The organism is Lolliginicoccus lacisalsi, assembly GCF_014841105.1.
Taxonomy (GTDB): Bacteria; Actinomycetota; Actinomycetes; order Mycobacteriales; family Mycobacteriaceae; genus Lolliginicoccus; species Lolliginicoccus lacisalsi.
Genome location: NZ_JACYWE010000002.1, coordinates 251,252 through 264,978 on the forward strand (window position 1 = coordinate 251,252; position 13,727 = coordinate 264,978).

Annotated in this window: 14 protein-coding genes; 7 read left to right on the plus strand and 7 right to left on the minus strand. The window is 67.9% G+C overall.

Annotation, left to right across the window (positions count from 1 at the left end):
* Positions 1-523: 523 nt before the first annotated feature.
* From HT102_RS04640 to HT102_RS04655, 4 genes are read right to left on the minus strand one after another with little or no spacing between them, the layout of a single operon-like run.
* On the minus strand, positions 524-2,290 hold the full coding sequence (locus HT102_RS04640) for a sodium/solute symporter (protein WP_192038234.1): 1,767 nt from the start codon (positions 2,288-2,290) through the stop codon (positions 524-526).
* A gap of 2 nt (positions 2,291-2,292) precedes the next feature.
* Positions 2,293-2,658 carry a DUF485 domain-containing protein gene (locus tag HT102_RS04645; RefSeq protein ID WP_192038235.1) on the minus strand — a complete coding sequence of 122 codons (366 nt, stop codon included), beginning with the start codon at positions 2,656-2,658 and terminating at the stop codon, positions 2,293-2,295.
* Positions 2,655-3,461, minus strand: coding sequence for a LytR/AlgR family response regulator transcription factor (locus HT102_RS04650; protein ID WP_408611311.1), 807 nt, complete (start codon positions 3,459-3,461; stop codon positions 2,655-2,657). Before HT102_RS04650 ends, HT102_RS04645 begins: the two co-directional genes overlap by 4 nt.
* The gene (locus tag HT102_RS04655; RefSeq protein ID WP_192038237.1) at positions 3,461-4,645 is read right to left on the minus strand and encodes a sensor histidine kinase; all 1,185 of its coding nucleotides are present in this window, start codon (positions 4,643-4,645) and stop codon (positions 3,461-3,463) included. The genes HT102_RS04650 and HT102_RS04655 overlap by 1 nt, the downstream gene beginning before the upstream one ends.
* A gap of 124 nt (positions 4,646-4,769) precedes the next feature.
* Here HT102_RS04655 and HT102_RS04660 point away from each other — a divergent pair, with 124 nt between their 5' ends.
* The 6 genes from HT102_RS04660 (at position 4,770) to HT102_RS04685 (ending at position 10,397) form a co-directional block, all read left to right on the plus strand.
* Positions 4,770-5,636, plus strand: coding sequence for a DUF2189 domain-containing protein (locus HT102_RS04660; RefSeq protein ID WP_192038238.1), 867 nt, complete (start codon positions 4,770-4,772; stop codon positions 5,634-5,636).
* A gap of 160 nt (positions 5,637-5,796) precedes the next feature.
* Positions 5,797-6,690: a DUF2189 domain-containing protein gene (locus HT102_RS04665; RefSeq protein WP_192038239.1), complete on the plus strand. Its 894-nt coding sequence runs from the start codon at positions 5,797-5,799 to the stop codon at positions 6,688-6,690.
* Positions 6,691-7,057: 367 nt separating this feature from the next.
* Positions 7,058-7,807, plus strand: coding sequence for an amino acid ABC transporter ATP-binding protein (locus HT102_RS04670; protein ID WP_192038240.1), 750 nt, complete (start codon positions 7,058-7,060; stop codon positions 7,805-7,807).
* A gap of 55 nt (positions 7,808-7,862) precedes the next feature.
* Positions 7,863-8,750, plus strand: coding sequence for a glutamate ABC transporter substrate-binding protein (locus HT102_RS04675; protein WP_192038241.1), 888 nt, complete (start codon positions 7,863-7,865; stop codon positions 8,748-8,750).
* A 61-nt stretch (positions 8,751-8,811) separates the two neighbouring features.
* A complete protein-coding gene (locus tag HT102_RS04680; protein ID WP_192038242.1) occupies positions 8,812-9,462 on the plus strand; it encodes an amino acid ABC transporter permease in 651 nt (216 codons plus the stop codon).
* The gene (locus HT102_RS04685) at positions 9,459-10,397 is read left to right on the plus strand and encodes an amino acid ABC transporter permease (RefSeq protein ID WP_192038243.1); all 939 of its coding nucleotides are present in this window, start codon (positions 9,459-9,461) and stop codon (positions 10,395-10,397) included. The genes HT102_RS04680 and HT102_RS04685 overlap by 4 nt, the downstream gene beginning before the upstream one ends.
* A gap of 138 nt (positions 10,398-10,535) precedes the next feature.
* On the opposite strand, the gene HT102_RS04690 is transcribed toward HT102_RS04685, so the two are convergent.
* The 3 genes from HT102_RS04690 to HT102_RS04700 are packed head-to-tail and all read right to left on the minus strand — an operon-like array spanning position 10,536 to position 12,542.
* Positions 10,536-11,792, minus strand: coding sequence for a lipase family protein (locus HT102_RS04690; RefSeq protein WP_192038244.1), 1,257 nt, complete (start codon positions 11,790-11,792; stop codon positions 10,536-10,538).
* Positions 11,793-12,164, minus strand: a complete 372-nt coding sequence (locus tag HT102_RS04695; RefSeq protein WP_192038245.1) for a thiol-disulfide oxidoreductase DCC family protein — start codon at positions 12,162-12,164, stop codon at positions 11,793-11,795. It abuts the gene before it with no gap.
* Positions 12,165-12,221: 57 nt separating this feature from the next.
* Positions 12,222-12,542 carry an Rv0909 family putative TA system antitoxin gene (locus HT102_RS04700; protein WP_192038246.1) on the minus strand — a complete coding sequence of 107 codons (321 nt, stop codon included), beginning with the start codon at positions 12,540-12,542 and terminating at the stop codon, positions 12,222-12,224.
* A 670-nt stretch (positions 12,543-13,212) separates the two neighbouring features.
* On the opposite strand from HT102_RS04700, the gene HT102_RS04705 reads away from it, so the two are divergent.
* Positions 13,213-13,713, plus strand: coding sequence for a putative immunity protein (locus HT102_RS04705; protein WP_192038437.1), 501 nt, complete (start codon positions 13,213-13,215; stop codon positions 13,711-13,713).
* Positions 13,714-13,727 lie beyond the last annotated feature (14 nt).

Genomic DNA, 13,727 nt, shown 5'->3' on the forward strand with positions numbered 1-13,727 from the left:
GATTACCAGTGCTCGATCCCCGAATTCAGATCGATTAATCGAGCCCCCAACCACGGCGCCCCAGCAAGCATCAGCCGCCTCAATTATTTTTCACGAAGTAATTAACAATCTGTGGAATTCATGGGCGCGCGACGCAGGCCGCCTTCAGCCGGGACAACATACAGCTCTGGCCCACCCCCCTGGGAGGATGGGCCAGGCCAGCGCTCTGGGGCCTACGAGCCGAAGCCACCCTCGGCACCGGCACCGCCGCCGAAGAAGGCGGAGAAGAAGTCTGTGACGAATGAGAACATGGTTCCCGCCTCGCCGCCGAGAAGAAGTTCAATGGACATGGGCTGCCTACATGGTTGAGAATTTGTCATCGTGTTTCCAGGCCTGCAGAACCTCTATTTATTAGAGCACATCATTAGCCCCCAGAAAGGGGGGCAACCGATAAAAACGCGTACAAATTCATTAGTCCTAATAGTTGGACTCAGGAATCACTATTTGAGACGGCGCACCCCGGTCGAGCCGCACAGCCACCGCCTCACCCCCACCGCTCGGCATCGCGATCGCGCACCATGCCAAACCGCTCGGGCACGTGCATGCGCGCGAGCACGGCCGCGACATCGTCGCGCACTGACGCGCGGGTGGCCAGACTGACCCCGACCATGACGGTGAACGCCAGTGGCACCGTCCACGCCGCGGGATGCGCGAGCAGTGCCGCTCCCCAGCCCGTGCCCGCCCCGCCGCGCGCCACCACGATGAGCACCGCCGCGAGGCTCGTGGTTCCCCCCGCGATGAGGCCGGCCGCGGCACCGGCGACGGTCAGCCCGCGCCACCAGATGCCGAGCAGCAGCAGGGGCGCGAAGGTGGAGGCGGCGACGGCGAAGACCATCCCGACGGATTGGGAGATGTCGAGGCGCGTGCCCGCGAGCGCGAGCCCCATCACCACCGCCCCGGCAGCCAGGGCGCTGATGCGGAAGTCCCGGACGGAGCCGCGGAGCACGTCGGTGGAGATCACGCCCGCGGCGCACACGAGCAGGCCAGATGCGGTGGAAAGGAACGCGGCGATCGCGCCCGCGGCAACCAGCGCGGCGAGCAACTGCCCGCCGAGGCCGTCGAACACGGCGTTGGGCAGGAGCAGCACCGTGGCATCAGTGGCGCCCGTGAGCAGCACCTGGAGAACGTAGGCGCGGGAGAGCACGCCGAGCAGCACGGGGAACAGGTAGAACACCGCCAGCATCGCGATGACGATGAGGCTGGTCCAGCGGGCAAGGCTCCCGGTGCGATTGGTGTAGAAGCGCACCAGGACATGGGGAAGCCCTAGCGTGCCGAGGAAGATCGCCAGGATCACCGAGTACACCTCGTACAGCGCGAGCCCGGCACCCTGCCCGTCGGTGGCGCCCAGCCCGGAGCCGGGTCGCAGCCAGTCATCGCCGTCTCGTGGGATGCCAGCGATGGTGGGCATCGCCTCCCCGGCCCGCAGGCGCAGTTCCGTTCCCTCGCCCAGCACGCGCTCGCCCGGCTCGAACGTGACGCGACCATCGATGTCCGCGCCGTCGATCTGCCCGGTCAGGTCGAGCACGGTGGACGCATCGACCTCCACGACGATCCCGTCCGCGATGGTGACCGTCAGATCCGTGGGCGCGCGGGGCGGCATCGGCTCCCCCACTGGCTGCGGGCCGGCCAGGAAGTGCATGCCAATCGCCAGGGCCGGGATCGCGATGGCCGTGAGCTTCAGCCAGTACTGGAACGCCTGCACGAACGTGATCGACCGCATGCCCCCCGCGATGACGTTGGCCATCACGATGCCCGCCACCGCTACTACTCCCACCCACTCGGGCACGCCGAGCATGATGCGCAGCGCGAGCCCCGCCCCGTGGAACTGCGGCACCATGTACAGGCCCACGATCAGCACGACGAGAATCATCGCGAGCAGGCGCAGCCGCGCGGAGCCCAGCCGGAATTCCGCGAAGTCCGGCACCGTGTAGGCGCCGGAGCGTCGCAGTGGCGCGGCGACCAGCATCAGCAGGAACAGGTAGCCAGCGGTGAAGCCAACCGGGTACCAGAGGGCGTCGGCGCCATGCTTGGCGATCAGGCCCGCCACGCCCAGGAACGACGCGGCCGAGAGGTACTCGCCCGAGATCGCCGCGGCATTCGTGCGGGGCCCCACGCTGCGCGCCGCGACAAGGAAGTCAGACGTCGTGCGCGCGAGCCGCACCCCGAACGTGCCGATCACCACGGTGGCGAGGGCGGCGAGCAGCACGGCCGCGAGGACGAGCATCGTGCCGACGGAGCCGGTGGCGGGCATGGTCAGTCGTCGACCAGTTCGCTGAAGCGCTGCTCATTGCGCTCGGCCTGCCTCAAGTACAGCCAGCCCACGCCCAGCAGCAACGGATAGACCGCCCCGGCGAGCAACAACCACGGCAGCAGCACACCGCCCACCGTCACCCCCGCGAGGCCAGGCACCAGCACGAACGCCGCGGGCAGCACCAGCACGCACGCGAGCACGAGGGCGGCCATCCGCAGGGCGAGGCGTCGTTGCGTGGTCATCAGCCCCCGGACGAGCACATCCCCCACCGCCGTGCTCTCGGTGAGCTCCACGCGGGTGCGCACGGGCCGGGCACCGGCGCGGGCGGAGAGCACCACGCGCTCGCGCCGGGGCCGCGGGCGCGTCATCGGTCCTGCCAGGACTGCTTGTGGCTGCGCACCAGGAGATCCTTGAGCGCGCGGGTGTGTCGACGGCTCACTGGCAGTTCCACGGGCCGCAGGTCACGCTCCCCGCGCAGCGTGACGACATACCCGCTGCCCACTGACCTCAACCCGGTGACCAGCCGCAGCGACACCAGGTACGAGCGGTGCACCCGCACGAACCCAGCGGACGCCCACCGTTCCTCCAGCGCACTGATGGGGATGCGCACGAGGTGCGAGCCAGCGGTGGTGTGCAGGCGGGCGTAGTCTCCGTCGGCCTCGACCCAGCCAACCGACGAGCGGCGCACCAGGGTGGTGGTGCCGCCCAGCTCGACGGGAATGACCTCATCGGACGGCGTGGCCGCGCGCGGTGGAGCGGCGTCCTGCCGCGCGCGGCGGGCACGTTGCTCCAGGATCCGCTCGATGGCCTGCCCCAGCCGGGGCACCCGGATCGGCTTGAGCAGGTAGTCGACGGCGCCGATGTCGAACGCATCGACGGCGCGGTCCTCGTGGGCGGTCACGAAGACCACGAACGGGGGCTGCTTGAACTCGCTGATGATGCCGGCGAGCTCCACCCCGTCGAGACCGGGCATGCGGATATCGCTGAACACCGCATCCACCCGCTCGGTCCGCAGCAGCCGCAGCGCGGTGGTGGCATCGCTGGCGGCGTGCACGGTGCCGATGTGGGGCTGGGCGCTGAGCAGGTAGACGATCTCATCGAGCGCGGGCGCCTCGTCGTCCACGGCCAGCACGGTCAGCGGCGCCGCATCGGTGGTCGTCATGCGATCCATCATGCACGCACGCCGGGACGGAATTTGGGAAGTCGCAGAATCACCTTGGTGCCCGCGCCCGGTGCCGTCTCCACCACGATGCCGTACTCGTCGCCGAACACTTGCCGCATGCGCTCATCGACATTGTTCAGGCCCACATGGATATCGGCGGGGTCATGATCAAGCTCCCCCGAGCGCAACCGCTGCGGATCCATGCCCGCGCCATCGTCCTCGATCGTGAGCAAGCATTCCGTGCCCGCATCAGCCGCCGTGATGACAACAGTGCCCCCGCCCTCCTGCCCGGCCAGGCCATGCCGCACGGCGTTCTCCACGAGCGGCTGCAGCACCAGGAACGGGATCACGATGCCCAGCGTCTCGGGGGCGACGTGCAAGCGGGCGCGCAGGCGATCCCCGAAGCGGGCCTGCTCGAGCGCGAGGTAGCGCTCCACGTTCTGCAGCTCCTCGGCCAGAGTGGTGAACTGCCCGGCCTTGCGGAACGAGTAGCGCGTGAAATCCGCGAAATCGAGGATGAGCTCGCGCGCCCGATCGGGATTGGTGCGCACGAACGCGGCGATGGTGGTGAGCGCGTTGTAGATGAAGTGCGGGCTGATCTGGGCGCGCAGGGCCAGCATCTCGGCGTGGGCGAGGCGCTCGCGGGAGGCGTCGAGCTCGGCGAGGGCAAGCTGGCTCTCCACATAGCGACCGACCTCGGTGAGCGTGCGCAGCAGGCCCGGGGTAGGGCTGGCGCGCAGCACGGCAACGAGCACACCGATGCACGCGCGATCATCGCTGGCGCCATCGGAGAACAACGGCTGGCACACCACCGCGCGCCCGGGGCCGTCACGATGATCAACGAGGTGCTGCCGCCCGGTACGGGCGCTCGTGGTGGCGGCGTCGAGCAGCGCGGATCGGGAAACGTCGGCGGAGTCCCCGTCGATGGCGAGCAGGGTGCCCGAGGCATCGCACAGCGCCACCGCGCTCGCGTCGATGAGCTCGCGCAGGTAGGGCGCGGCCTCGGCGGCACCCTTCTCGGTGAGCCCACCGGTCAGCGCGCGGGCCGCGGCCCCGGCGGTGGCAAGCGTGGCATGCACGGCCCGCTCGGCCGGAGTGGTGAACCCAGCGCGGGAGCGCAGCCACGCGGCGATCGCGAGGACCGCGACAACGGCCAGCCCGACGGTGACCAGCACCGCCACGATGGAGGACATGACTGCCAGTCTGCCGATCCGGTGCCGACTTGTGACGCAAACGGTGCCCCTCGTGTTGCTGAGAGTCCCATCGTTGACCAGACTCTAGTGCAATGCCCGGATTGACCGACGCAAGGAGTACCGCATGACGCAGTATCCACCGCCCCCGCCCGGGAGCAACCCCTGGGGCAATGAGCCCCAGGACAATGATCCCCAGGACAATGATCCCCAGGACAAGAACCCGCAAGGTGCTGGCCCCCAGGGCGACAACCCCTACGGCGGCTACCCACCGCCACCGCCGATGGGCGACGGTGGCACCGGGTACCCGCCACCACCGCCGATGGGCGCCCAGGGATACGGCTACGACCCCCAGGGCGGCTACCCAGCCGGTGGAGCTGGAGGCTTCGATGTGATGGAGGCCGGCCGCTGGGCATGGAGCCGCTTCGCCGACAACGCCCCTGTATGGCTCGGCTTCGTCGCCATCCTCGCGGTACTGCAGATCGTTAGCTTCGTCTCCAGCCTGGGCCAGGATCAGGGCTCGATCAGTGCCTCGATCCTCAGCTTCCTCATCAGCATCGCGGGAACCGTGATCGGCTGGATGATGCTGCGCGGCGCACTGCTCACCGCCGATGGCCGCAAGCCCGCGTTCGGCGAGTTCGCGCAGCTCAACAACGTCCTGCACCTCGTGCTGGCCTCGATCCTGGTCGGCATCATGGTGGTCCTCGGCTTGATCCTGCTGATCATCCCCGGCCTGGTGATCGCGTTCCTCACGATGTTCACCGTTCACTCGGTGCTCGACCACGACATGGACGTCATCAGCGCCATCAAGAACTCGTTCAAGCTGGTGTCCGCCAACGTTGGCCCGGCACTGCTGCTGGTCGTCGCGTTCATCGTGCTCGGCGTCCTCACGCTGATCACTTGTGGCCTTGGCGCCTTCGTCACGATCCCCCTCGGCACGATGATGTCGGCGTATGCCTTCCGTACGTTCTCGGGCCGCCAGCCGGTACAGTAATCGCTATCCGGGACCTCCATGCTGGCGCGGGATCTTGTCATCCCGCGCCAGCATTCTTTCCGCCAAGACGGTGGCGGCAAGACACCATGCGCGCCCTCCCGGCCTGCGAGGCGCCGCGCATGCCCGCCCGCCGCAGCGGACGACCGAAGGAACAGGATCGATGACCAACGACTTCCCCGGTGACAGCCCGTCCTCGAGCGGGGAGGGCTTCCCAACACCCGAGGACATCCCCCAGCCGGGCGCCACGCCCACGCCGGGTGGCTACCCGCACCAGGGCGAGTACCCCCCGCCGGGCGGCTACCGCGGCGAAGGGCTGCAGCCGCCGCCGGGCTCCTACCCGCCCGCTGACGATGCGCCCGTGCAGTACGGGGTGGCGTCGAGCCATCGGCACTTCCCGTCCCTGCGACGCAGTGATGCGGAGACGCCGTTCAGGATCCGCCAGTTGCTGAAGCTGTCGTGGCGGCGCTTCGCGGGCAATGCCGGCGCCTGGCTCGGATTCGTCGTGCTCGCGATCATCGTGACCGGCCTCGTGGCATTCCCCCTATCGCTGGTGTTCTACGCCCCGCTCGAGAGCCCCACCGCCAATCCGATCCTGGCGGTATCGCTCGCCGCGGCAGGCACGGCGCTCTTCGTGCTGCTCGGCATCCTCGTGCAGTCCGCCATGGTCAGCGCCGCGCTGGCCGAGAGCGCGGGCCAGCGGCCCTCGCTGCGCGAGTTCATGCGCGTGCCGAACGTCGCGCAAGTAGTGCTCACCGCGATCCTGGTGGCGGCCATGACATTCCTCGGCACGCTGCTGTGCATCGTGCCTGGCCTGCTCGCGGCATTCTTCAGCATGTTCGCGGTGCACTTCGTGATCGACCGCGGCCAGTCGGCGGTGGAAGCGATCCGCTCGAGCTGGCGGACCGTCGGCGCGAACGTTGGTCCGCTCCTCATCCTCGTGCTCGTGCTCTATGTTGTCACCGTGGCGGGCGCGTTGACGATCATCGGGATGCTGGTGGTCGTGCCCTTCTCGATGATCGCGGTGGCGCAGGCCTACCGCACCGTCGCGCGCTGAATCGGGGCTGGGCTGCTCCCAGCGAGGCCGGGTTGCCGCCGGCAGGTCCTGGCCGCTCCCCCGGGGCTGGGCTGCGGCCCGCCGAGGCCGGGTTGCCCCCGGGGCTGGGCTGCGGCCCGCCGAGGCCGGGTTGCCCCCGGAAGTGTGCGGTATTGCCCCCTCCCAGGCGCGAAACGGGGTGCAAAACTGCACACTTCCGAGCCCGCCGCGCGAGCCCGCCGCGCGCTAGCGCCACACCCGCGGCCGAGCGATCCACCCGCTCGAAGGAACGGCGCGAGTGATTGGGTTTGCCGCATTCCGGTAAACTTTCCAAACCAATTTCGATGATCATCACGCCGACGATCCATGCCGAGCCTAGAGTCGGCGCATGACCGATTCTGGCGAACCGCTCGTCGTGCTCGATGGCGTCAACAAGCATTTCGGCGACCTGCACGTGCTGCAAGACATCAACCTGACCGTCCGGCGCGGCGAGGTCGTTGTGGTCATCGGGCCCTCCGGATCTGGCAAGTCCACGCTATGCCGCGCGATCAACCGGCTCGAGACGATCGACTCCGGCACCATCACCATTGATGGCAAGGTGCTCCCCGAGGAAGGCAAGGAGCTCGCGCAGCTCCGCTCGGACGTGGGCATGGTGTTCCAGTCGTTCAACCTCTTCGCCCACAAGACGGTGCTCGACAATGTCACGCTCGGCCCCATCAAGGTCCGCAAGATCAACAAGGCCAAGGCGGTGGAGCGGGCTCGCGAGCTGCTCAAGCGGGTCGGGGTGGACGCGCAGGAGCGCAAGTTCCCCGCGCAGATGTCGGGCGGGCAGCAGCAGCGCGTCGCGATCGCCCGGTCGCTGGCGATGGACCCGAAGGTGATGCTGTTCGACGAGCCCACCTCGGCGCTGGATCCGGAGATGATCAACGAGGTCCTCGACGTCATGGCCGCCCTCGCGAAGGAGGGCATGACGATGGTGGTGGTGACGCACGAGATGGGATTCGCGCGCCGCGCCGCCGATCGCGTGGTGTTCATGGCCGACGGACAGATCGTGGAGGAGAACACCCCGGAGGAGTTCTTCACCAATCCGCGCAGCGACCGCGCCAAGGACTTCCTGTCCAAGATCCTCGCCCATTGACCTCCGCAAAGCCCTGGCCCGAAAGCCCTGTCAACGAGAAGCTGGGACATCGCCAATGAATCGTCGAATAGTCGCCGGCGCGGCGGCACTGATGATGATGCTCACCGCGTGCGGCAGCGTCAGCGGCACCGACATCGAATCCCGCGTCCCCGTCGCCGAGGATCCCACGTTCCCCGAGGACACCGCCATGGCCCGCATCGTCGAGGATGGCAAGTTCCGGGTGGGCATCAAGTTCGATCAGCCCGGGTTCGGGCTGCTGCGCCTCGAGGGTGGTTTCACCGGCTTCGATGTCGAGATCGCCCAGTTCGTTGCCGCGGGACTCGGGTTCGAGCCCGAGGACATCGAGTACTACGAGGCGCCGTCGCAGCGCCGCGAGGAACTCATCGAGTACAACAACGTCGACATGGTCGTCGCCACCTACACGATCAATGATCGACGCCGCGAGCGCATCAGCTTCGCTGGTCCCTACTACTTGGCCGGCCAGCAGCTCATGGTCGCCGCGGACGATCAACGCATCACCGGGCCCGAGGCGTTCCGCGAGAACACCGACGCGAAGGTGTGCTCGGTCACTGGCTCCACGCCTAGCCAGACGATCCAGGAATACCTCGCTAGCAGCGATCAGCTCGTGCTGTTCGATGTGTACTCCAAGTGCGCCGATGCGCTGCGCACGGGGCAGGTCGATGCGGTCACCACCGATAACGTGATCCTGCTTGGCCTGGTCGCGAAATCCGGTGGGGAGTTCAGGATGGCTGGCCAGCAGTTCACCGAGGAGCCGTATGGCATCGGCATCCCCAAGGGGGAGGTCGCGTTCTGCGAGTTCATCAACGAGCAGGTGCGCCTCGCCTACGAGTCCGGCGCGTACACCGAGGCGTGGGAAGCCACGGCCGGCTCGGTCGAGGGCGCGCAGACCCCCGAGCTCCCGGAGCCTGACCCATGCACCTGACCTGCTCTCGCCCTGAATCCCGCCGCCCTGAATCCCGCGCGATGATCGGAGGAACCATTCGATGAGCGCGATCACCGACAACCTCGACCTGTATTGGTCGGGCTTCCTCACCTCGGTGGGAATCTGCTTCTTCGGCCTGGTGGGCTCGCTGCTGCTGGGCACCGTCATCGCGACGTTCCGGGTCTCCCCCATCCCGATCCTTCAATGGGTGGGCTCGGCGTACGTCACGATCGTCCGCAACACTCCCCTCACGCTGGTGCTGTTCTTCTTCGCGTTCGGCCTGCCGGAGATCGGCATCAATAGTTCCTTCTACCGGTTCGGGCTTGCCGCGCTGATCATCTACACCTCGGCGTTCGTGTGCGAGGCCATCCGCTCCGGCATCAACTCGGTCGCGTCGGGGCAGGCCGAGGCGGCCCGATCCATCGGCCTCGGCTTCGGCCAGTCCCTCACGCTGGTCGTGCTGCCGCAGGCGCTGCGAACCGTAGTCCCGCCGCTCGGCAGCGTGCTCATCGCGATGTTCAAGAACTCGGCGGTGCTCGGCGCGTTCGGTGTCGGCGGTGATCTCTGGAGCAACGGCCTGAACCTGTCGAGCGCCCAGGGCTACGCCCCGCTGCCCGTGTTCCTCGGAGTCGCGGTCGGATACCTGTGCATCACTATCCCGGCAGGCATCGCCCTGCAGGTCATCGAGCGGAAGGCGGCGATCGCGCGATGAGCACGCCCACCATCTCACCCGGCCAGCAGCGCCCCCGCGGCAAGGCACCCGAGCGGGCCGCCACCGTCCTGTTCGACGCGCCCGGGCCCCGCGCCCGTCGGCGCATCGCGATCTTCACCGTCATCGCGCTCATCGCGGTGCTCGGCGTACTCGGGCTGGCACTGTTCCGGCTCGTCGATGGCGGGCAGTTCACCTGGGAGAAGTGGGCGCCGCTGCTCGACCCGACCAATGACAGCTTCGTGCATGTCTGGGCGCGGCTCGGCGACGGTTTCCTGCGCACCCTCATCGCTGCCGCGCTCGCCATCGTGCTGTCGCTCATCCTGGGCGTGGCGATCGGCGTGGCCCGCCTCACCGCGGGCAAGTTCGCCCGGCCCCCGATCGTCGCGGCGATCGAGCTGCTGCGCGGCCTCCCTGTCATTCTTGCCATCTACCTCGTCTCACGGATCGCTGACGAGATGCGCGTGGGCATTCCGCTGCCCGGCGGCGGCGAGTTCCGGTTCGACCTCGATGTGCTGCCCGGCGGCGGCCTGCTGTGGGTGCTCGTCATCGGCCTCACCGCCTACAACTCGGTGATCATCGCCGAGATCGTGCGCAGCGGCGTGGCCTCGCTCCCCCGCGGGCAGAACGAGGCGGGCCTCGCGCTCGGCCTCACCCGCTGGCAGAGCCTCCGCATGATCCTGCTGCCGCAGGCGTTCCGCGTCATGCTGCCCGCGCTCATCAGCCAGCTCGTGGTCGTGCTGAAGGACACTTCGCTGATCGCGGTGCTCGGTGGCTACATCGAGCTGCTCAAGATGAGCCGCCTTGTCATCGAGAACCTCTCCAACCCCATCCAGGTGTACATCGTCGTGGCGGCGATGTTCATCATCACCAACTATGCGCTGACCAAGCTCGCGCAGTACGTGGAGAAGAAGGTCGCGGCCCGCACCAGCGGATAGCCCCCGCGGTGCTGCGATAGCGCCGACCCCCTCCAGGCCCCCTGGATCTGCGAGCGAGAGTCAACGAATCAAGGCGATCTCAGCCTGATCTGTTGACTCTCGCTCGCAGATTTCGCGCTGGCGGCCGCCTAGCCCGTCTCAGCAGGTGGATGCAGCGGGCTGCCCGTCGAAGCGCTCGTCCAGCCAGTCGATCATCACGTCGGTCTGCCCGATGGAGAAGTGATCGGCACCGGGGATGAGCCGGGCATCAACGGTCATGCCCTCGGCGCAGGCCCGCTGCACGGCCTCCTCGGTCCAGGCCGCGGGGATGACGGTGTCGCGATCTCCATAGAGGACAAGCAGCGGCTCGTCGGTGGGATCGAGGGGCAGCGCGTTTCGCTCGAGCCAGTCGCGGATGTCGGCCGCTGCTTCCTCGGTGAAGGGCCCCACCTCATCGGGGGTGCTGCCGAGGATGGTCAGCGCCGAGGCAAAGCCCGTCGTGCTGGTGCAGCCATCGAGCGCGCCGAACCCGTCGGCGAGGGAGCCGCGCAGGTAATCGTCGAAGTCCAGGCTGGGATCGACCGCGCGATAACCGTCGAGCACGTACGGCAGCAATCCGAGCTGGAAGGGCCCGAGGCTCCACGGGGGCGGCCCGTCGGTGATGGGCGTGAGGTCGGCCGCGGGCGCGATCGCTACCCCGCCGACGAAGCTCAGCCCGTCACCATAGTGGGGGGCGGCCTCGAGCGCGGCCCATGCGGCTTGACCACCCTGGGAGACCCCGATGCTGGCCCATTGGTCGCTGAGCTCGTCGTTGATCGCGCGGGCGGCGCGGACGGCGTCGATCATGTTGTAGGCGGTGGTGACGGGCTCGAGGTAGGGGTGATCGGGCCCGTCGGGCGCGGGGATGCCGTCGAGGCCCTCGTAGTCGGTGGCGGCGACGGCATAGCCCGCGTCGAGGTAGGCGGCGATGCGGGTGCCCTGGCCGAGCAGATCCCGGGCCTGGGACGGTCCGCACTGCGCGGCGACGCCAGTGGTCCCGTGGCCGTAGGCGAGGATGGGCCAGCCCCCTTCGGGCGGAGTGCCCGTCGGGGTGAGGATCGCGGCGGTGACTGACGTGGCGGTGCCGTCGATGCCCGAGGGGGAGCGATAGGTGACGCGCTGCGCGTCCGAGGCACGTTGCGCGATAAGCGGATCGAGTGAGTCGAGAGGCGTCGATTCGACTATCGAGCCGCGCTCGTCCGCATCGGTAGCGGCGATGGAGTAGGGGCCGCGGGGCGGTTCGCTCGCACTGGGCCCGACGTCCGGCCCAGTGGGATCGGAGCCACGCGCGGCGTCACGATCGGGGTCGGCGGTGCACCCGGCGAGGAGGGTTGCGGCAAGGACAGCGAGGGCTGCGCGGGACGAGAGGTGGTTCACCTAGCCCAGTGTGCAGGTTTTCGAGCCGCCTGGCATCAGGTGCCGATGGTCGGCGACCCATTGGTAGACGCGGTCCTGCACCTGCCGGACGAGCGGGAGGTGGTAGACACGCAGCGGGAGCCGGGTGCCGAGCGCTGCGGAGAGGCCCGCGTTGATCGCTCCGGCGCCGCGGTGGCGCGTGCCGTCGGGATCGAGCGCCCACGCGGCCGCGGCGGCATCGTCCTCGGTGACATCGAACTGCTCGACCGCGCCCGGGTGCTGGTAAGCGATCGCGGTGACGCGGTGGTGCCGGTCGAGGCGAGCGAGCAGGTTGAGGCAGGAAACGCAGAAGCCGCAATCCCGGTCATACAGCACTTTCGTGGTGTCCGGCATTGCGGCTCCTTGGCGTTCATCGCTGGCGCACGGGGCGCCGGTGTTCACGCGAGTGAATTACTCAGCGGGAACGATCTTCTTGGCCGTGTCCTGCACCTTGGTGACCTGGGCGTTGAACTTGCCCTTGGTCTTGGTGTCAACGAAGGTGGCAGCCTTGTCGACGGCCGAGTCGATCTGGCCCTTGCGGCTGGCGACAGCGGCCTTGGCCTTGCTGGCGTTGGCGTCGAAAGCGGCCTTGGCCTTGGTGCTGTTCGCCTCGAAGGCGGCCTTGGCCTTGGTGCTGTTGGCCTCGAAGGCAGCCTTCGCCTTGGTGGCGTTCGCGTCGACGGTTGCCTTTGCCTTGGTGGCGATGTCCTTGACCGAATCAATCGTGTTCATGTTGCTCCTAAAAAACTGCGGCACCTTGAGAATCGTGCCAGCTGCGGTCGGGGGGGTTGTCCCCGCTTGGCATTTAGTGTCGCAGCAAGTTGGACAAAACTCCACCCGATGTGTCCAGTACCACCATTGGCGTGTCATGCACCGCCCGCGCGAGCCTGCCGCGCGTTGCTTGCGGGACGGATTCCGGGATGACCTGGCAGTTAGCGATGATCGACGAAGGTTGACATGGCGAGCGCTCCGGATGATCCGGACAGCCTTCGCGGCCTTGCGGAACGGAGGGGGAATCGTGGGGAGGAAATTGTTCTTCGCTTTTTCGCCTGGCGTAACCGAGTGTTCACGAAGCAATTATTAATCAAGCGTCAGTAACTTTTTAGGCAGCCCCCGGGGCCGCTTGATTTATTGGGACAATGCGTCCCAAACACTTCGGAAAGCGCTGGCCGCCAACACTCCCTGGTTCCAGGCCGCGCCCACCTCGATCACCAGCCGACGATGTGACCAACCCGTCAACCAGGCTGATTAGGCGCCACCATCACTCGCCGCCACCAACGTGACCAATCAGGCGCCAAGGCACGCACGGCCCGGGCGGGACTGTTCAACGTTAGAATCAGCCAGCGTGAACATCCAGCCAGAGCCGCCGGACCGGCGCGCGCCGCGAGCTCCAGACTTCACCGTGACCACGGAGGAACTCCGGGCAGTGACGGCCTTCGCCCTGGCCTCGGCAGATCTGGTGCTTCTGATGTTCGAGACGCATCACCCCGACGACAACAGACCACGCGACGCGCTCGTCGCCGCCGCGGCGTTCGTCCACGGAGGCAAACGCTCCCGCGCCCAGCGTGTGACGGCAACCGCTGCCCACCGGGCTGGAAGCGAAGCGACCGCGCCCGTGCCGTTCCACGCCGCGATGGCCGCAGGCGATGCCGCCGCGTCGGCGTACCTGCATCCGCTGGCCGATGCCGTCCAGGTCAATCACATCCTGCGCGCATCCGCACACACGATCCGAGTGCTCGAGCTGTGCCCTAGCGACGAAGACATCGGCGACCCGATCGAGCGCATCGTCGGCCTCGCGACACCACGGTTGATCGACGTCCTCAGCCGCTACCCACGGATCGACGCCGGCACGAACCGGGTCAGCCAGCTCGTGCACGAGCTCGACAACCGTTTGCGGGACTAGCGGCCTCACACGCC

Coding starts and splice junctions, on each gene's coding strand:
- HT102_RS04680 (WP_192038242.1), top strand. CDS start 8,812: ATGAGCGCGATCACCGACAACCTCGACCTGTATTGGTCGGGCTTCCTC.
- HT102_RS04645 (WP_192038235.1), bottom strand. CDS start 2,658: ATGACGCGCCCGCGGCCCCGGCGCGAGCGCGTGGTGCTCTCCGCCCGC.
- HT102_RS04700 (WP_192038246.1), bottom strand. CDS start 12,542: ATGAACACGATTGATTCGGTCAAGGACATCGCCACCAAGGCAAAGGCA.
- HT102_RS04665 (WP_192038239.1), top strand. CDS start 5,797: ATGACCAACGACTTCCCCGGTGACAGCCCGTCCTCGAGCGGGGAGGGC.
- HT102_RS04640 (WP_192038234.1), bottom strand. CDS start 2,290: ATGCCCGCCACCGGCTCCGTCGGCACGATGCTCGTCCTCGCGGCCGTG.
- HT102_RS04660 (WP_192038238.1), top strand. CDS start 4,770: ATGACGCAGTATCCACCGCCCCCGCCCGGGAGCAACCCCTGGGGCAAT.
- HT102_RS04670 (WP_192038240.1), top strand. CDS start 7,058: ATGACCGATTCTGGCGAACCGCTCGTCGTGCTCGATGGCGTCAACAAG.
- HT102_RS04655 (WP_192038237.1), bottom strand. CDS start 4,645: ATGTCCTCCATCGTGGCGGTGCTGGTCACCGTCGGGCTGGCCGTTGTC.
- HT102_RS04695 (WP_192038245.1), bottom strand. CDS start 12,164: ATGCCGGACACCACGAAAGTGCTGTATGACCGGGATTGCGGCTTCTGC.
- HT102_RS04685 (WP_192038243.1), top strand. CDS start 9,459: ATGAGCACGCCCACCATCTCACCCGGCCAGCAGCGCCCCCGCGGCAAG.
- HT102_RS04675 (WP_192038241.1), top strand. CDS start 7,863: ATGAATCGTCGAATAGTCGCCGGCGCGGCGGCACTGATGATGATGCTC.
- HT102_RS04650 (WP_408611311.1), bottom strand. CDS start 3,461: ATGGATCGCATGACGACCACCGATGCGGCGCCGCTGACCGTGCTGGCC.